This window comes from Rhizobium sp. B21/90, from assembly GCF_019355815.1.
GTDB classification, from domain to species: domain Bacteria; phylum Pseudomonadota; class Alphaproteobacteria; order Rhizobiales; family Rhizobiaceae; genus Rhizobium; species Rhizobium rhododendri.
In genome coordinates, this window is the sequence record NZ_CP072162.1 from 2,339,598 (window position 1) to 2,356,502 (window position 16,905).

Consider the following 16,905-nt stretch of genomic DNA (forward strand, 5'->3'; position numbering starts at 1 on the left):
ATCCCCTATGCCGCTTCCGCTGCCGAGCCGTAGAGCGCATCCTTGAAGGGCTGCGGTCCGACGCGCCTGTAGGCGGCGAGGAAAATCTCGGATGGATCCAGCCTCAGGCCGAGATAGGTGTTGACCAGCGTCTCGATGGCGTCGGTCACCTTGTCCGGATCGAAACCGCGACCGATGATTTCTCCGATGGATGTGTTTTCGTCGCCGGAGCCGCCGAGCGTGATCTGGTAAAGCTCCGCGCCCTTTTTCTCGACGCCGAGCAGTCCGATGTGACCGACATGATGATGGCCGCAGGCGTTGATGCAGCCGGAAATCTTGATCTTCAATTCACCGATTTCCGCCTGACGCTCGAACGAGCCGAAGCGCGTCGAAATCTCCTGCGCCAGCGGGATGGAGCGGGCATTTGCCAGCGCGCAATAGTCCAGCCCGGGACAGGCAATGATATCGGTGATCAGACCGGCATTCGCTGTCTCGAGACCGGTGCCCTGCAGTCGGCGATAGACCGATTCCAGATCGGCCAGCGCCACGTGCGGCAGGATCAGGTTCTGCTCATGGCTGACGCGGATCTCGTCGAAGGCGAATTCCTCGGCGATGTCGGCGACGATTTCCATCTGCGCATCGGTCGCATCGCCCGGTATGCCGCCGATCGGCTTCAGGGAGATCGTCACCATGCCATAGTCGGGGTTCTTGTGCGGCTGGACGTTCTGCTGGACCCAGCGGGCAAAATCTGGATCGGCCTTCTTCCAGCGCGCCAGGCTTTCCCAGCCTTCGGGACGCTCCGGCATGTCAGGCAGTGCGAAATAGGATGTTATTGCCTGGACGTCGGCCTCCGGAAGTCTCAGTTCCGTGTCCTTCAGCTGCGCGAACTCGACCTCCACCTGGCGGGCGAGCTCCTCGGCACCGGTCTCGTGCACCAGGATCTTGATGCGCGCCTTGTACTTGTTGTCGCGGCGGCCGTGCAGATTGTACACGCGCATGATGGCCGTCGTGTAGGACAGCAGGTCCTCTTCCGGCAGGAATTCGCGGATCAGCTTGGCGATCATCGGCGTGCGGCCCTGGCCACCGCCGACATAGACGGCAAAACCGATCTCACCCTTTTCGTTCTTCTTCAGGTGCAGGCCGATGTCGTGCACCTGGATAGCGGCACGGTCGCGCTCGGCGCCGGTGACGGCAATCTTGAACTTGCGGGGCAGCAGCGAGAATTCGGGATGAACCGAAGACCACTGGCGCAGGATTTCGGCATAGGGGCGCGGATCGGCAACTTCGTCGGCCGCGGCACCGGCAAAATGGTCTGCGGTGACGTTGCGAATACAGTTGCCAGATGTCTGGATGGCATGCATCTCGACCTTCGACAGGTCGTCGAGAACCGCCGGCATGTCGGAAAGCTTCGGCCAGTTGAACTGCAGGTTCTGGCGCGTGGTAAAGTGGCCGTAACCGCGGTCATAGGTGCGCGCCACATGCGCCAGCATACGCATCTGCTTGGAGCTAAGCGTGCCGTAGGGAATGGCGATGCGCAGCATGTACGCGTGGAGCTGCAGATATACGCCGTTCATCAGGCGCAGCGGCTTGAAGGCATCCTCGGACAGTTCGCCGGAGAGCCGGCGCTCGACCTGATCGCGAAACTGGGCGACGCGTTCGGCGACAAAGGCATGGTCAAATTCGTCGTAGCGATACATCGTCTTCCTCAGGCATCAATGAATTTGGGATCGGCGACCGGATAGCCCGGTGCGTATTCCATGGTCGGGCCCTCGGCGCGGATGCGCTCGCGAAGACGCAACGGCCACAGGACACCGTCCGTTTCTTGAACGTCGATGAGATTGACGTCAACGACCTTGTTATCCGCATAGGACTGTTTGCCAATCGCCTCGAGGGCAGCCACAGCCTCGGCATGGCGCGCGACAAGCGCTTCCTGCAAAGACGTGGCCCACTGGCCGTTGGCGTCAAGCCAGACGGAAATGCCGTCCGTCAGGCGGTTAGCGGTCAGGACCTTGTCTGCCATCTCAGTTCCTTGCACGTTCTTGAGCCACGGACTGCTGGTGCACCAGCGGCTCGGAGTGATCGAAATTGGCGCCCGCCACGGCTTCGCCGATGATGACCATGACCGGACCGGTGAGTTCATCGCGGAACTCCAGATCCGGAAGATCCTTCAGCGTGCCGTGCAACAGGCGGCGATCGGCACGGCTGGCGTTCTCGATGACAGCGACCGTCGTCTCCGCCGGAAGTCCGGCCTCCATCAGCCGGCCGGCGACCGAGGCGGCCACAGTACGTCCCATGTAGACGGCGATGGTGGCGCCCGATATCGCCAGGCTTGCCCAATCCGGCAAGGCGTCGCCGGTAAGGTCGTGGCCTGTCGTGAAAACCAGCGACGAGGCGACGCCGCGCAATGTCAGCGGCAGCTGGAAATCCGCGGCCGCAGCCAGGGCAGAGGTTATGCCGGGAACAATTTCATAGGATATGCCAGCTGCCCGAAGTGCGGCCATTTCCTCGGCAGCACGCCCGTAGATCAGCGGATCGCCCGATTTCAGGCGCACGACCCGCTTGCCATCGCGACCGAGCTGTACCAGCAGGTCGTTGATTTCGGCTTGCGACTTTGAATGGCAGCCCTTGCGCTTGCCCACCGACAGGCGCTCTGCATCGCGGCGGCCCATGTCGACGATCGCCTGCGGCACAAGCGCATCATAGACCAGCACATCGGCTTCCATCATCACCCGCTGGGCGCGCAGCGTCAGCAAGTCTTCGGCACCGGGTCCTGCGCCAACCAGCCAGACGTGCCCCTCGGCGCGCCCGGATTGTGCGAGCAGCCCGTCTGCAACATGCTGTGCCTGCGTGACATCGCCGGTGGCCATGGCATCGGCGACGCCGCCTGAGAAGAAGCGCCTCCAGAAGATGCGGCGTGCCACACCCTTCGGTATGCGTTCCTCCACAGCCTTGCGATAGCTGATTGCCAGTTGCGCGAGCCGGCCGAGAGATGGAGAGAGCAATTGATCGACCTGGGCACGGACCATCTGCGCCAGCACCGGACCCGCCCCTTCCGTGCCTATGGCAACGGCAAGCGGAGCGCGATTGACGATGGCAGGCGTATAGAAGTCGCATTGATCCGGTTGGTCGACGGCGTTGACCACAATTCTTGCCGCGCGCGCGGCTTCCGCGATGCGCCGGTCGAGTGCGCCGTCGCCGGTTGCCGCAAAGACGAGCACGGCCCCCTCCATCAATTCTGGCGCAAAGGGCTTCCGATGGGTTTCGATGCCGTTCGATTCGAGAAAGGCGGCGTAGTCATCTGCAGGATCGTCGGCATAGGCGACGATCTTGGCACGGGTGTTCGATAGAAGCCTCGCCTTGGCGAAAGCCTCGTCACCGTTGCCGAATACGGCTGCAATCCGTCCTTCCACGCGCATGAAAGCCGGAAACACTGAAAGCTGCTTATTCCAGGAAAGCATTATCAATCCACTTCGAGAGTGCCCGAATATGGCTCTTGTCAGCGGGAAATTGAAGAAACAGAAATTCCAATAGCGGAAGCCCTGCGTATTCTTTTACCAGACAATCACCGCCTTGGAGTAAAACTCACCGGCCGTCTTGACCAGATCGGCGATTTTTATTCTCTGTGACAAAGAATGTCCATTCGCCATTTTCGCTTTCATCCGGGGGTTTTGTGCGGCTAAGGTCAGGAAACCTCGTCCAAGGAGATCCCCGCGTGCCATCCAATATCGTCGCCCGTCTCCTCGATGTCATCGAGCAGAGCATCCTTCCCCTGACGGAAAAAGGCGTTGCCGACGGCAACAAGGTCTTTGGCGCGGCCATCCTGCGCAAGTCTGACCTCTCGCTCGTCGTTGCCGCCACCAACAACGAGATGGAAAACCCGCTCTGGCACGGAGAAGTTCACACGCTGAAGCGGTTCTACGAGATGGGCGAAACGCCCGATACCAAGGAGCTGATCTTCCTGTCGACTCACGAACCCTGCAGCATGTGCATGTCGGCAATCACCTGGGCGGGGTTCGACAATTTCTACTATTTCTTCAGCCACGAGGACTCGCGCGATGCCTTCGCCATACCCCACGACCTGAAGATCCTGAGCGAAGTTTTCGGTCTCGAGCCCGGCGGTTACCGCAAGCAGAACGCCTTCTGGAATTCCTTTGCCATCGCCGACCTCGTCGCCATCGAACCGGAGCCAGTCAAGGCGGCGCTCGAGGCACAGACAGCGCGGATCAAAGCCGTCTACGATCAACTTTCGGACAGCTATCAGGCGACGAAAGACGACAACGCCATCCCCCTCAACTGACGATCGAAAAGTGACCGAGAAATCGTGATGGAAGCTTCCAAGGACATTTCGCGCCTGATCGAGATCATGGCAGCACTGCGCGATCCGCAAACCGGCTGCCCCTGGGATATCGTCCAGACGTTCGAAAGCATCAAACCATATACAATCGAAGAGGCTTACGAAGTTTCGGACGCTATCGAGCGCAACGACATGGACGATCTCTGTGACGAGCTCGGCGACCTCCTGCTGCAGGTTGTGTTTCACGCCCGCATGGCGGAAGAAGCCGGGGAGTTTTCATTCGGCGACGTGGTTGAGGCCATTACGGCCAAGATGGTGCGGCGCCATCCGCATGTCTTTGCCGTGTCCGACGCATCCACGCCCGGCGCCGTAAAGCTGCAGTGGGATCAGATCAAGACTGAGGAAAAGCGGCTCCGGGCAGAACGGCGCGCCAAGCGCGGATCGAAGGCCGATCCGGACGCCGGCTATCTCGGTTCAGTGCAGCGCAGCTTTCCGGCACTGACGGAAGCCCTCAAGCTGCAGGAGCGCTCCGCCAAGGTCGGCTTCGACTGGTCCACGGCAGAACCTATCCTCGACAAGATCGAGGAGGAAATTGCTGAATTGCGCGAGGCGCTAAGAGAGGGCGACCGGGCCAAGGTCCGCGACGAGCTCGGCGATCTCATCTTTGCCGTCGTCAATGTCGGTCGGCATGTCGATGCCGATCCGGAGCAGGCGCTGCGCGGCACCAACGCCAAATTCCGCCGCCGCTTCGGCCATATCGAGCGCACGCTTCAGGCAGAAGGCGAAACGCTGGAAGCAGCGACACTGGAGAGAATGGAAGAACTCTGGGAAGCGGCGAAGGCAATCGAGCGGCAGCTGACTTGAGCTGCCGTCCCGAATAGTTCACCAGTCGGCGTTTTGCGCCTTCTGGCCGTTGCCCATGCGCCGTTCCAGTTCGGCGGTTTCGGCTTCCGAAAGTCGGACGTCGAGCGACACCGTGCCGTCCTCGTGATCTTCGCGACCATCGACGATGCCGTGGCTGTAGAGCCAGGGCAGAAGGGCCAGCTTGTCGAGAGGCAGCGTGATCGTTGCCTCGACCAGCACGCCCGAGAGCCGGCCGCTGATTTCGTCCATCAGCGTGTCCACACCCTCGCCGGTGATTGCCGATACGGCGATGACGTTTTTCGCCGTCGAGGCCTTCTGCATCATCGCGTCATGGGCTTCGGGCTCGAGCCGGTCGATCTTGTTCCAGACCTCGATGATACGCTTTTCGCCCTCGGCCTCGTCGATGCCGAGGTCGGCCAGGATGCGCATGACGTCGACGCTCTGGGCAGCATTGTCCTCATCCGCCATGTCGCGCACGTGCAGGATCAGGTCTGCCTCGAGCACCTCTTCCAGCGTGGCGCGGAAGGCTGCCACGAGATGGGTGGGCAGGTCGGAGATGAAGCCGACGGTGTCGGACATGATGACGGTGCGGCCCTGCGGCAGCTTCATGCGGCGCAAAGTCGGGTCAAGCGTCGCAAACAGCATATCCTCAGCCAGCACGCCGGCGCCGGTGATGCGGTTGAACAGCGTCGACTTGCCGGCATTGGTATAGCCAACCAGTGCCACGATCGGATGCGGCACCTTGCGGCGCTTTGCTCTGTGCAGCTGGCGCGTCCGCACCACCTGCTCGAGTTCTTTCTCGAGCTTGATGATCCGGTCCTGCAACTGCCGACGGTCGGCCTCGATCTGGGTTTCACCCGGACCGCCCATGAAGCCCGCGCCGCCGCGCTGCCGTTCAAGGTGGGTCCAGCTGCGGACCAGGCGGCCTTTCTGGTAATTGAGATGGGCAAGATCGACCTGCAGCGTACCTTCCTTGGTGGAGGCGCGGCGGCCGAAGATTTCCAGGATCAGGCCCGTCCGGTCGATGACCTTGGCGCCCCATTCCTTCTCGAGATTGCGCTGCTGCACCGGCGTCAGCGGATGGTCGACGATGACCAGGCCCGCATTGAACTCGTCAAGCAGCGCGCCGATCTCCTCGATCTTGCCGCTGCCGAGCAACGTCCCGGGACGGGGTTCGTTTACGGGGACGATGGCGCCGTACATGACTTCGAGGTCGATGGCATGGGCCAGACCCCTGCCTTCCTCCAGCCGGCTTTCCGGCGTCCGTGTCGTGGTAACGGTGCCATCGGGTTTGGAAGCCCTGCCGCGCGCCTGCTTCAGAACAGGAACGATGACGACGGCCCGCATGTCATCCCTGTGCTTTTCCGCTTCCGGGATGATGCTGTCATTTTTGGTATCGCGTGTTGTGATGTCAGAAATCCTATCGGGGATGCAGTCAGGAAGCGGCTTCTTCGCTTTCGAACATCTGCATGGGCTGGCCTGGCATAATCGTAGAGATAGCGTGCTTGTAGACAAGCTGAGAATGGCCGTCACGACGCAACAGGACGCAGAAATTGTCGAAGGACGTAACAACGCCCGTGAGTTTTACACCGTTAATCAAAAAAATCGTCAGTGAAATCTTTTGCTTGCGAACCGTATTGAGAAATAAGTCCTGCAAATTCTGAGAACGTTCCGCCATGGCGCCGCTTCTTTCTTTCTTGCCGACCATTTCGGCCGGTGCAATATCATCATAGACTATGGGATGCGGCAGGAGATACCCTCGCCTCTCCTCCAGCAAATCTTGGTATCAAATCGCAGTCTTTTCCGCAATGTCGAAAAGGCTATGCCGGAATTTCGGCCAATGTCACCTCCCTAACCGCTGGCAATTGCTTATATATCCCGCCAGAGACCGATAAAAAGACATCTCTCCCTCGAAGCATGTGGCCCAGCCGGCTACCGTCTGCCTGCCCGGCGACTCACACGCCCAGCGACTTCAGCTTGCGATGCAGCGCCGATCGCTCCATGCCGACGAACTCGGCAGTCCGCGAGATGTTGCCGCCAAAACGGTTGATCTGGGCGATCAGGTAATCGCGTTCGAACATTTCGCGGGCCTCGCGCAGTGGCAACGTCATGATGTGATAGTCGTTCTGCGCCGACACCTTCGGCAGCATATCGCCCAGATCGGTCGGCAGCATCTCGGCGGTGATCGGTGTGTCCGGTCCGTCGGTGCGGGCGAGAATCATCAGCCGCTCGATGTTGTTGCGCAGCTGGCGAATATTGCCTGGCCAGTCATGAGCCTGCAGCACTGCCATGGCGTCGTCGCCGATGCGGCGCTGGCGGATGCCGGCCTGCTCGGAGATCTGCCGCATCAGCTGGTCTACCAGGAACGGAATGTCCTCGCGACGCTCGGCAAGCGCCGGAACGCGGACGGGCACCACGGCCAGCCGGTGATAGAGGTCCTCGCGGAACAGGTTTTCGGCGATCCGGCTTTCGAGATTATAGGCCGTCGACGAAATGATACGGACATCGACCTTGACGCGCTTGGAGCCGCCGACGCGCTCGAACTGCTGATCGACCAGAACCCGGAGGATCTTGTTCTGCGTCTCGCGCGGCATTTCTCCGACTTCGTCCAGATAGAGCATGCCGCGATGGGCTTCCTCGAGGGCGCCGATCTTGCGCGCCTGCCCGGGCGAACCTTCGGTGCCGAACAGCGCCACTTCCATCCGGTCCGGGGTAATATTGGCCGCGTTGAGGGCGACGAACGGGCCGTTGGCACGGGTCGATTTCTTGTGCACCATGCGCGCGACAAGTTCCTTGCCGGAGCCGGACGGGCCGAAGATCATGACGCGGCTGTTGGTCGGCGCCACCTTGTCGATGGTCTGGCGCAACTGCGACACAGCGACCGAAGTACCGATCAGCTCGATCGTGTCGCCTGTGCGCCGCTTCAGGTCGACCACTTCCTTCTTGAGCTTGGAGTTTTCGAGCGCCCGCTCGGCGATCAGGATAAGACGGTCGGCCTTGAAGGGCTTCTCGATAAAGTCGAAGGCACCGCGCTTGATGGCGGAAACGGCTGTCTCGACGTTGCCGTGACCAGAGATCATCACCACCGGCAGATCCGGGTGACGTATCTTGATCTCGTCCAGCAGCGCCAGCCCGTCGAGCTTGCTGCCCTGCATCCAGATATCGAGAAATATCAGCCGCGGCACGCGTTCGGCAATGGTCGCAAGCGCACTGTCGCTGTCATGCGCCGTTCGGGTCTCGTGGCCCTCGTCGGAGAGAATACCGGAGACAATCTCGCGAATGTCTTCCTCGTCGTCCACCACCAGAATATCAGATGCCATAAGCTGCTTCCTTGTCGTTTGCCTCGGGAGCAATGGTCGCCAGTTCGCGGCGTGGCAGATGCACGCGGATCATGGCTCCCCTTCCCTGGTCGAATTCGGCGGGAGCATCGTGCAGTTCGAGCTGCCCGCCATGGTCTTCTATAATCTTCTTGACGATTGCCAGGCCGAGGCCCGTGCCCTTTTCCCGCATCGTCATATAGGGCTCAAGGATGCTGTGGCGGTTTTCCACCGGCAGGCCGCGGCCGTTGTCGATGACATCGACGGTGAAGCGGTCGCGCTCCCGATCCAGCGACGCCCTGACGAGGATGGTCGGCTCGCCCCGTTCTTCCCCGGCCCCAACCGCATCGATCGCCTCGACGGCATTCTTGATGATATTGCCGAACGCCTGTCCGAGCATCCGGGTATCGAACATGCCGACCAGCGGCTCGCTGCCGAGTTCGCGTTTGAACTTGACATGGTTGTTGCCCATTTCCCGCAGGAAGGCTGCATCGCGGATGATGCTGCGCAGGTCCGTGGGCTCCATGGTAGGCTTCGGCATGCGGGCAAAGGAGGAGAATTCGTCGACCATACGTCCGATGTCGCCGACCTGGCGAATGATCGTATCTGTGCACTGGTCGAACACCGCCCGGTCGTTCTCGTCGATCTGCTTGCCGTAGCGCCGGCGGATACGCTCGGCGGAAAGCTGGATCGGCGTCAGCGGGTTCTTGATCTCGTGGGCAATGCGGCGGGCGACATCCGCCCAAGCCGTCGATCGCTGGGCGATGACGAGGTCGGTGATGTCATCGAGCGTGATGACATAGGACTCCTTCATGTCGCGCGTTTCCTCGCGCGTCACCTGGACGCTCAACGTGCGGACGGTTCCACCGCGCACCAGGCTGATCTGCTTGCGGAAGTCATTGCGATGGCGAGCGGTCGCTTCCGTCACGACCTGATCGACCTCGGGGGCAATCTCGGCAAGGCTCTTGCCCAGCAGTTCGTTGCTCGAAAGCGTCAGCAGCACTTCTGCGGAAAGGTTGACGATGGTAATGCGGCGATCGTGCTCGACGCCGATGACGGCTGCGGTAACGCCCGACAGCACGGCCTCGATAAAGCGGCGACGGTCGTCGACCTCGTCCTTTGCCTCGAGGATCTCGTCACGCTGGGTGCGGATCTCGGAAATCATCTTGTTGAACGTCCGCGACAGGCTGCCGACGTCGCCATCGGCGGCGCGCACCGGCACGAGCACGTTCATGTTGCCGGAGGCGACGTTGTCGGCGGCGCTGATCAGCAGCCGTATCGGCCGGACGATACGGTCGGCGACCGCGATTGCTGTCCAGATTGCCGCCAGCAGGACGATCAGGGCAAAGCCGATATAGAGGACCGCAAAGGCAATCTGGAGGGACATGCGGCCCTCTTCCATGCCTTTGTATTCGGCCGTATTTTCCTCGACCATGCGCATGGCATTCATCACGCGCGGATCGACGGCGCGAACGGTGTAGAGGAACGCGCCCGGAATTTCGTCCAGTTTGATGATGGCACCGACGAGGTTGGTTACACCCGGGGGGATGAGTGTCGGCTGTCCGCCGGCCGATGCTTCCAGCGCATCCTTGGGAATGGCCGGCAGCGGCCGCTCCGTCTTGATGTCTGCCTGGACGATGGCCGAACCGTCGCCACGGACGAGGAAGGCGCCCAGGAGACCGCGCCCTTTGGCCTGACGGGTCATCAGGTCGGCAAAACCCGTCCTGTCCAGGCTGTAGAGCGTGTGGTTGCGCTCGAGGTCGTTGCCCATCGACGCGGTCTGCCCCTGCAGGTAGCTAGCATTTTCCATGAGATAAGCCTGCGCAACGTTCTGCGACGAGCGGATGATCTGCTGGGTTCGTAACGCGAACCAACGATCAAGGCCGACATTCAGCGTCAAGCTGGCAAATATCGCCACGAGGATGGCGGGCGTTATGGCGACGATGGAGAATAGCACGACGATGCGGATATGCAGGCGGGCTGCGGCACGACCACGGCTGCGCGCCTTGAAAAGCCGGAAGACCTCGCGACCGATCAGGATGATCAGCGCCGCGACGAAAAGCGAATTGACGATAACGGAGGCGACGACGACATGGGAGGTGGGCGGAACGGGTGTCAGGCCGAGCAATATGAAAAGCGTCACGCCGGCGCAGAGCAAGGCTCCGCCTGCCAGTATCAGGCCGGGCAAGGCGAAGCTCGCACGGCGGTCGGTGACCTTGACGATCGCCTGGCCGCTGGCAGACGGCGCTACAGCGTCCTCGTTCATACATTCGTCTCCCGGCACCGGCGCTGGGAAGCGCTTGGCCCACTGGATAAACCGGGTTTGCAGGACACAGCATTCGGCAATCTGCGACCAGGAGGGTAACCCACCCGTCACAACGTCGAGTTCGCCAAGAGTCGGCACACTGTGAGTGCATCAACCTTCAGACAGCTTCGATGCATTGCGATTGTCGCAAGACCGCCTCGGAAAATCCTCCACCGGCTGCGTGACCTTTAAGCAACGCATTGTGGCGAAAATGCAACGGTTGCGAGGCGGTTGTCAAGCCGTGCGCGAACTGCGGTACACGGAGACGCCCAGTTCCCGGATCTTCTTGCGCAAAGTATTGCGGTTGAGACCAAGGAGATCGGCCGCCTTGATCTGGTTACCCCGTGTGGCCGTCAGCGCGGCCAGAATCAGCGGATATTCGAGCTCCGTGAGAACGCGATCGTAAAGGCCGGGCGGTGGCAGGTTATCGCCGAAGCTGGTGAAATAGGCGCGCATGTTTTCTTCCACCGCCTGGGCGATGGTCATCGTTCCCGTGCGTACCGGGCCCTTGTCGATCGGGCTGTCGGCGACATCGGCGCGGAGTTCCGAATCGATGATCTCGCGGGTGATGACTTCCTGCGGGTAGAGCGCCATCAGGCGTCGTATGAGGTTTTCCAGCTCGCGGACGTTGCCGGGCCACGGATAGGCTTTCATCAGCTCCAGCGCTTCGGTGTCGAATCGCTTGGTACCGAGACCTTCTTTTTCGGCCTGCTGGATGAAATGACGGACCAGATCGGGGATGTCCTCGGCGCGGTCGCGCAGCGGCGGCAGGCGCAGCGGCACGACGTTGAGGCGGTAATACAGGTCTTCGCGGAAAACGCCCTGGTTGATCGCCTGCTTCAGATCCTTGTTGGTGGCCGCGACAATGCGAACATCGGTGCGGATCGGCGTACGACCACCGACTGTGGTGTACTCGCCCTGCTGCAGAACGCGCAGCAATCGGGTCTGGGCATCCATCGGCATGTCGCCGATTTCGTCCAGGAACAGCGTGCCGCCTTCGGCCTGCTCGAAACGACCTGTCGAGCGATTCTGTGCGCCGGTGAAGGCTCCCTTTTCATGGCCGAACAGTTCCGATTCGATCAGGTCCCGCGGAATAGCCGCCATGTTGATGGCGACGAAGGGACCGTTTCGGCGCTTGCCGTAGTCGTGTAACGCGCGGGCCACGAGTTCCTTGCCGGTGCCCGATTCGCCGGTGATCATCAGCGTCAGGTCGGTCTGCATCAGGCGGGCGAGCACCCGGTAGATTTCCTGCATCGCCGCCGAACGGCCGACGAGTGGCATTCCGTCCTGCATGTCGTCCTCGATCTTCATCGGGCGACGCTTCGGCTCGGCGAGCGCGCGGCCGATGATGGCGATCAGTTCGGTAAGGTCGAAAGGCTTCGGCAGGTAGTCGTAGGCCCCCTTCTCCGAGGCCTTGATCGCCGTCATGAACGTATTCTGGGCGCTCATCACCAGAACAGGCAGCTCAGGCCTTGCCTTCTTAATGCGCGGCAGCAGGTCGAAGGCGTTCTCGTCGGGCATCACCACGTCGGTGACCACAAGATCGCCCTCGCCGGCGGAAATCCAGCGCCAGAGCGTGGCGGCATTGGACGTGATGCGCACATCGTACCCTGCCCGGCTGAGGGCCTGGTTGAGAACTGTGCGAATGGCCGCATCGTCGTCAGCGACAAGTATCGTAGCAGTCATCTGGAAGATCCTGTGGTGTTCGCGGGAAGGGAGTCTTCGGGAGTGGTACCCTTGGAAGCCGGCATCAAAACGCGGAAGGTGGTCTTGTGGTTCTGGCTGTCGCATTCGACGATGCCGCCGTGATCGCCGATGATCTTGGCGACCAGCGCAAGGCCGAGGCCGGTGCCGTTGGTTTTGGTGGTGATGAACGGATCGAACAGGTGCGGCAGCAGATCGGCCGGCACGCCCGGTCCATTGTCGATGACGCAGAACTCCAGTGGCAGCGAAATCTTTTCACGCGAGCCGGCAACCGACAGCCGGATGCCCGGTCGATAGGCGGTGGTCAGCACGATCTCGCCATCGGGGCGGTCGGCAACGGCCTCAGCGGCGTTCTTGATGAGGTTGAGAAAGACCTGCACAAGCTGGTCCCGGTTGGCGTAGACGGCCGGCAACGACGGATCGTAGTTCTCGGTGATCTTGATGTTGCGCCCGAAGCCCGCCTTGGCGACGGCCTTCACCCGGTCGAGCACGGAGTGGATATTGACCGGCGTCCGGTCGACCGGTCGCTCGTCGGAGAACACTTCCATGCGGTCGACGAGCGATACGATCCGGTCGGTCTCGTCGCAGATCAGCCGGGTCAGGGCGCGGTCGTCATCCGCAGCCGATTGCTCGAGCAACTGCGCGGCGCCGCGAATGCCGGAAAGCGGGTTCTTGATTTCATGGGCGAGCATCGAGGCGAGACCCGTGACGGAACGGGCCGCAGCCCGGTGCGTCAGCTGACGATCGATCTTGTCGGCCATGGAGCGTTCCTGGAAGACAATCACGACGCAGCCGGGCTCGCTCACCACCGGCGCCACGTAGATGTCGACAAGCTTGTCCTGGCCGAGGCGCGGCGAGCTCAGGTCGACGCGGTATTCGCTGACCGGCGCGCGGCGTTCGCGCACCTGGTCGATCAGTCCGATCAACGGGCTGCCGAAAGGAATGAAGGTCGAGATATTGTAGCGCGCCAGATGCGAGGCACTGGCGCCGAAGAATGCCTCGGCCTCCCAGTTGGCAAACACCATCAGGCCGGCTTCGTCAACCATGACGACGGGGTTCTGGATGGCGTTGAGCACCGCCATGGCAACGGTGTGGCCGGCTGGCTCGTGTTTTGACCCGGAAGTCATGCTGCCTCCTGCGTCATTTGGGAGCCGCCCGATTGACCGGACAGCGCCTCGTGTAAAAGCGATGCCACCTGCCCTGCATCGGTCGATGTCATGATGGCCGACTTGTCGAAGGCCGGCGCATGGCGATCGAGATACCAGCCCAGGTGCTTGCGCGCATGACGCAAGCCGACCTGAGCACCATGGAATTCGAGCATGGCGTGATAATGGTCTACAGCGATGTCGGCGATCTCGCTTGCCGAAGGGGCTGCATGGCCGGCAAGGAAACCGGCGTGCCAGGGTCGCCCTTGGCATCCGCGTCCCACCATGACGGCATCGGCGCCAGAGCGACGGAGGATCTCGGCAACGTCCTCGGATGTCTCGACATCGCCGTTTGCAACCAGCGGAATGGAGACAGCGTCGCGCACTGCGCGGATCGCATCCCAATCGGCGCGTCCCTGATAGAACTGCATGCGCGTTCTACCGTGGATCGTGACGAGCTTGATGCCGGCCTGCTCGGCGCGCCTTGCGATATCGGGAGCATTGATGGAATTCTCGTCCCATCCAAGGCGCATCTTCAGCGTTACCGGCACGTCGACGGCGTTGACCGTTGCCTCGATCAGCGCAAGAGCATGATCGGGCTCGCGCATCAAAGCCGAACCTGCATAACCGCCGATAACCTTCTTGGCAGGGCAACCCATGTTGATGTCGATGATATCTGCGCCGTTTCCGGCAGCGATCTTTGCGGCCTCCGCCAGCCAGTAGGCATCGCGACCGGCCAGTTGCACCATATGGGGCTTTAGACCTGCATGCCTGAGGCGCGACCAGGATTCTGCCGTGTCCTGAACGAGCTCGCGGCTCGCCACCATTTCAGTGACGACAAGGCCCGCACCGAAGCGCATTGCCAGTTGGCGAAAGGGTAGATCCGTGACCCCGGACATGGGCGCAAGCACCACCCGGTTTCTAATCTGGACAGGCCCGATGGACAAAGGGGATGCAATGTCGATGGCTGACAATCGGTTATCTTTCGGGCACGCGAGGAATTTGCACTATTTTTAGCCACAATTACGATGCTTGCCAAGCGCTTTCGGAGGTGCTCGATATTTTTTGGGCAAATGCTGGAAAAGCCCGGGGGGAGACGATAGACCCGCTTTCAGAACTTGACTGACAATCCGGGGTTTAGGACGCAAATGCACGCAAAGCAACCGATCAAGATCGGAATTATCGTCGTTGCGGCCGGGCGGGGCGAGCGGGCAGGTTCACCGGAAGACGGGCCGAAGCAGTATCGTCCGATCGGCGGCAAGGCGATTATCGCCCATACGCTTGAAGGCTTTATGACGTGGCGCCAGGCTTTGCAAATAGTCGTGGTTATTCATCGCGATGACGAACGGCTGCTGGCGAAGGCGCTTGGGGGAATCAGCGAAGCGGCATCGGTCTCAACCGTATTTGGCGGCGAGACGCGCCAGCAATCCGTGCTGGAGGGTTTGAGGTCGCTCAAGGCTGCCGACGTAACCCATGTGCTGATCCACGATGCGGTCCGCCCGTTTTTTAACCATACCCTCCTCGACGAGATCATGACCGCGCTCGAAAACGGCGCCTCGGCCGTGCTGCCTGCGATACAGGTCGCCGATACACTGAAGCGGCTCGGCTCTGTCGGTCTGGTGGTTGAAACCGTTGCGCGTGCCGGGCTCTACGCTGCCCAGACGCCGCAGGCCTTCGAGCTTACCGCTATCCTTGCCGCCCATGAAAAGGCCGCTCTCGACGGCAGATCGGACTTCACCGACGACGCATCGATTGCCGAATGGGCAGGCCTGCCGGTCCAACTCGTGGCCGGCAGCCCGGACAACATCAAACTGACGATCGCAAGGGATATCAGCATGGCAGATGAGAGAATGTCGGCAAACCTTCCCGACGTGCGGACCGGCAACGGCTACGACGTTCATCAACTGGAGCCCGGCGACGGTGTCACTCTCTGTGGCATATTCCTGCCCCACGACCAGCGGCTGAAAGGCCATTCGGACGCCGACGTGGCGCTGCATGCCCTCACAGACGCCCTGCTAGCGACCTGCGGTGCCGGCGATATCGGCGATCACTTCCCGCCAAGCGACCCGCAGTGGCGGGGAGCCGCGTCGCGGATCTTCATCGAGCATGCGGCAAGGATCGTCCGCGATGCGGGCGGGACCATCATGAACGCCGATGTGACGCTGATTGCCGAAGCGCCAAAGATCGGCCCGCACCGGCTCGAAATGCGCCAGAAGCTCTCGGAATGCCTCGGCATCAGTCTCGACCGCTGCTCGGTCAAGGCGACCACGAACGAGGAAATCGGCTTTATCGGCCGCCGCGAGGGCATTGCGGCGATTGCAACGGCGACAGTGGTCTACAGGAGCAACAAGCCATGAGCACCTTTACCGATCCGGTCGCAACACTCGCGGCCCGGCTTGTCACGCTTTGCAAGTCGCGTGGCTTCATGGTGGCCACTGCGGAATCCTGTACGGGCGGCCTGATTGCCGGCTCGCTCACGGATGTCGCCGGTTCGTCGGCAGTGGTAGACCGTGGCTTCGTCACATATACCAACACCGCGAAGATGGAGATGCTCGGGGTGCAGGAAGCGACGCTTGTGGCCTATGGCGCGGTGTCTGCAGAGACCGCGCTACAGATGGTTCAGGGCGCCCTGTTCCGCTCGCATGCAGCGCTTGCCGTTGCCGTCACCGGTATTGCCGGTCCGGGCGGCGGCTCCGCCGAAAAGCCGATCGGGCTTGTGCACCTCGCCGCTCGTGCCCGCAGCGGCGCGATCGTTCATCGTGAGATGCGCTATGGCGATCTCGGTCGGGATGCCGTACGGCTTGCGACGGTGGCGACTGCGCTGGAAATGCTGCTGGATCTGGCTCAGGCGTAGATCTTGCCGGCCCGGGTCTCGAAGGCCTCCGTGAACATGCGGAAGGCGCGGTCGAACATCGACCCCATCAGCGCGCCGAGAATACGGCTCTTGAATTCGTAGTCGATGAAGAAGTCGATGGTGCAGCCACCGTTTCCGTCGGGCTGGAAGCGCCAGCGGTTGTCGAGATATTTGAAGGGACCGTCGATGTACTGGACGTCGATGGCGTGCTCCGCCCGGTTGAGCAGCACCTGTGTGGTGAAGGTCTCGCGGATGGCCTTGTAGCCCACAGTCATGTCGGCAACCAGCAAGGTCTTGCCGTCGCGCTCCTTGCGGCTGCGCACCACGAGGCCATTGCAGAGCGGCAGAAATTCCGGATAGCGCTCAACATCGGCGACGAGGTCGAACATCTGATCGGGCGTATGGGGAACGGGACGGTGGGTTTCGAACTTTGGCATGAGCGG

15 protein-coding genes are annotated in these 16,905 nt (G+C 61.4%); 4 read left to right on the plus strand and 11 right to left on the minus strand.

All coding sequences use genetic code 11. The features are described 5' to 3' along the window. Window positions 1–5: 5 nt before the first annotated feature. From J5278_RS11105 to cysG, 3 genes are read right to left on the minus strand one after another with little or no spacing between them, the layout of a single operon-like run. Entirely contained in the window at window positions 6–1,676 is a 1,671-nt protein-coding gene (locus J5278_RS11105; RefSeq protein ID WP_209183684.1) for a nitrite/sulfite reductase, read from the minus strand. Window positions 1,677–1,684: 8 nt separating this feature from the next. Then, window positions 1,685–1,999 carry a DUF2849 domain-containing protein gene (locus J5278_RS11110; RefSeq protein ID WP_142822590.1) on the minus strand — a complete coding sequence of 105 codons (315 nt, stop codon included), beginning with the start codon at window positions 1,997–1,999 and terminating at the stop codon, window positions 1,685–1,687. Window position 2,000: 1 nt separating this feature from the next. Beyond that, window positions 2,001–3,437, minus strand: coding sequence for a siroheme synthase CysG (gene cysG, locus J5278_RS11115; protein WP_209183683.1), 1,437 nt, complete (start codon window positions 3,435–3,437; stop codon window positions 2,001–2,003). A 254-nt stretch (window positions 3,438–3,691) separates the two neighbouring features. Between cysG and J5278_RS11120 the strand changes: the two genes are divergently transcribed. Further along, entirely contained in the window at window positions 3,692–4,276 is a 585-nt protein-coding gene (locus tag J5278_RS11120) for a deaminase (RefSeq protein ID WP_209183682.1), read from the plus strand. Window positions 4,277–4,303: 27 nt separating this feature from the next. Continuing rightward, a complete protein-coding gene (gene mazG, locus J5278_RS11125; protein ID WP_209183681.1) occupies window positions 4,304–5,137 on the plus strand; it encodes a nucleoside triphosphate pyrophosphohydrolase in 834 nt (277 codons plus the stop codon). 18 nt (window positions 5,138–5,155) lie between these two features. On the opposite strand, the gene hflX is transcribed toward mazG, so the two are convergent. The 7 genes from hflX to dusB form a co-directional block, all read right to left on the minus strand. Continuing rightward, complete coding sequence (gene hflX / locus J5278_RS11130; RefSeq protein WP_209184111.1) at window positions 5,156–6,556, minus strand: GTPase HflX; 1,401 nt, start codon at window positions 6,554–6,556, stop codon at window positions 5,156–5,158. A 16-nt stretch (window positions 6,557–6,572) separates the two neighbouring features. Next, window positions 6,573–6,815 (minus strand): RNA chaperone Hfq, encoded by a 243-nt coding sequence (gene hfq, locus J5278_RS11135; protein WP_003539403.1) that lies wholly within the window; start codon window positions 6,813–6,815, stop codon window positions 6,573–6,575. A 277-nt stretch (window positions 6,816–7,092) separates the two neighbouring features. Continuing rightward, on the minus strand, window positions 7,093–8,457 hold the full coding sequence (locus J5278_RS11140) for a sigma-54 dependent transcriptional regulator (protein ID WP_111215576.1): 1,365 nt from the start codon (window positions 8,455–8,457) through the stop codon (window positions 7,093–7,095). Beyond that, a complete protein-coding gene (locus J5278_RS11145; RefSeq protein WP_209183680.1) occupies window positions 8,447–10,720 on the minus strand; it encodes a PAS domain-containing sensor histidine kinase in 2,274 nt (757 codons plus the stop codon). The genes J5278_RS11140 and J5278_RS11145 overlap by 11 nt, the downstream gene beginning before the upstream one ends. Before the next feature lie 273 nt (window positions 10,721–10,993). After that, on the minus strand, window positions 10,994–12,445 hold the full coding sequence (ntrC, locus tag J5278_RS11150) for a nitrogen regulation protein NR(I) (RefSeq protein WP_142822582.1): 1,452 nt from the start codon (window positions 12,443–12,445) through the stop codon (window positions 10,994–10,996). Continuing rightward, window positions 12,442–13,590, minus strand: coding sequence for a nitrogen regulation protein NR(II) (locus tag J5278_RS11155; protein WP_142822581.1), 1,149 nt, complete (start codon window positions 13,588–13,590; stop codon window positions 12,442–12,444). Before J5278_RS11155 ends, ntrC begins: the two co-directional genes overlap by 4 nt. Then, entirely contained in the window at window positions 13,587–14,507 is a 921-nt protein-coding gene (gene dusB, locus J5278_RS11160) for a tRNA dihydrouridine synthase DusB (RefSeq protein ID WP_374108557.1), read from the minus strand. The genes J5278_RS11155 and dusB overlap by 4 nt, the downstream gene beginning before the upstream one ends. Window positions 14,508–14,756: 249 nt before the next feature. On the opposite strand from dusB, the gene J5278_RS11165 reads away from it, so the two are divergent. Further along, entirely contained in the window at window positions 14,757–15,965 is a 1,209-nt protein-coding gene (locus J5278_RS11165; RefSeq protein ID WP_209183678.1) for a bifunctional 2-C-methyl-D-erythritol 4-phosphate cytidylyltransferase/2-C-methyl-D-erythritol 2,4-cyclodiphosphate synthase, read from the plus strand. After that, on the plus strand, window positions 15,962–16,462 hold the full coding sequence (locus J5278_RS11170; protein ID WP_209183677.1) for a CinA family protein: 501 nt from the start codon (window positions 15,962–15,964) through the stop codon (window positions 16,460–16,462). The genes J5278_RS11165 and J5278_RS11170 overlap by 4 nt, the downstream gene beginning before the upstream one ends. Here J5278_RS11170 and J5278_RS11175 read toward each other — a convergent pair. Next, window positions 16,453–16,899 carry a type II toxin-antitoxin system RatA family toxin gene (locus tag J5278_RS11175; protein WP_142822573.1) on the minus strand — a complete coding sequence of 149 codons (447 nt, stop codon included), beginning with the start codon at window positions 16,897–16,899 and terminating at the stop codon, window positions 16,453–16,455. The genes J5278_RS11170 and J5278_RS11175 overlap by 10 nt on opposite strands. Window positions 16,900–16,905: the final 6 nt, after the last annotated feature.

Excerpts from the sequence above, each read along its gene's own strand:
- J5278_RS11105 (WP_209183684.1), bottom strand. The coding sequence starts at position 1,676 with ATGTATCGCTACGACGAATTTGACCATGCCTTTGTCGCCGAACGCGTC.
- J5278_RS11165 (WP_209183678.1), top strand. The coding sequence starts at position 14,757 with ATGCACGCAAAGCAACCGATCAAGATCGGAATTATCGTCGTTGCGGCC.
- J5278_RS11175 (WP_142822573.1), bottom strand. The coding sequence starts at position 16,899 with ATGCCAAAGTTCGAAACCCACCGTCCCGTTCCCCATACGCCCGATCAG.
- hfq (WP_003539403.1), bottom strand. The coding sequence starts at position 6,815 with ATGGCGGAACGTTCTCAGAATTTGCAGGACTTATTTCTCAATACGGTT.
- J5278_RS11110 (WP_142822590.1), bottom strand. The coding sequence starts at position 1,999 with ATGGCAGACAAGGTCCTGACCGCTAACCGCCTGACGGACGGCATTTCC.
- J5278_RS11145 (WP_209183680.1), bottom strand. The coding sequence starts at position 10,720 with ATGAACGAGGACGCTGTAGCGCCGTCTGCCAGCGGCCAGGCGATCGTC.
- ntrC (WP_142822582.1), bottom strand. The coding sequence starts at position 12,445 with ATGACTGCTACGATACTTGTCGCTGACGACGATGCGGCCATTCGCACA.
- dusB (WP_374108557.1), bottom strand. The coding sequence starts at position 14,507 with ATGTCCGGGGTCACGGATCTACCCTTTCGCCAACTGGCAATGCGCTTC.
- mazG (WP_209183681.1), top strand. The coding sequence starts at position 4,304 with ATGGAAGCTTCCAAGGACATTTCGCGCCTGATCGAGATCATGGCAGCA.
- J5278_RS11140 (WP_111215576.1), bottom strand. The coding sequence starts at position 8,457 with ATGGCATCTGATATTCTGGTGGTGGACGACGAGGAAGACATTCGCGAG.
- cysG (WP_209183683.1), bottom strand. The coding sequence starts at position 3,437 with ATGCTTTCCTGGAATAAGCAGCTTTCAGTGTTTCCGGCTTTCATGCGC.
- J5278_RS11155 (WP_142822581.1), bottom strand. The coding sequence starts at position 13,590 with ATGACTTCCGGGTCAAAACACGAGCCAGCCGGCCACACCGTTGCCATG.
- J5278_RS11170 (WP_209183677.1), top strand. The coding sequence starts at position 15,962 with ATGAGCACCTTTACCGATCCGGTCGCAACACTCGCGGCCCGGCTTGTC.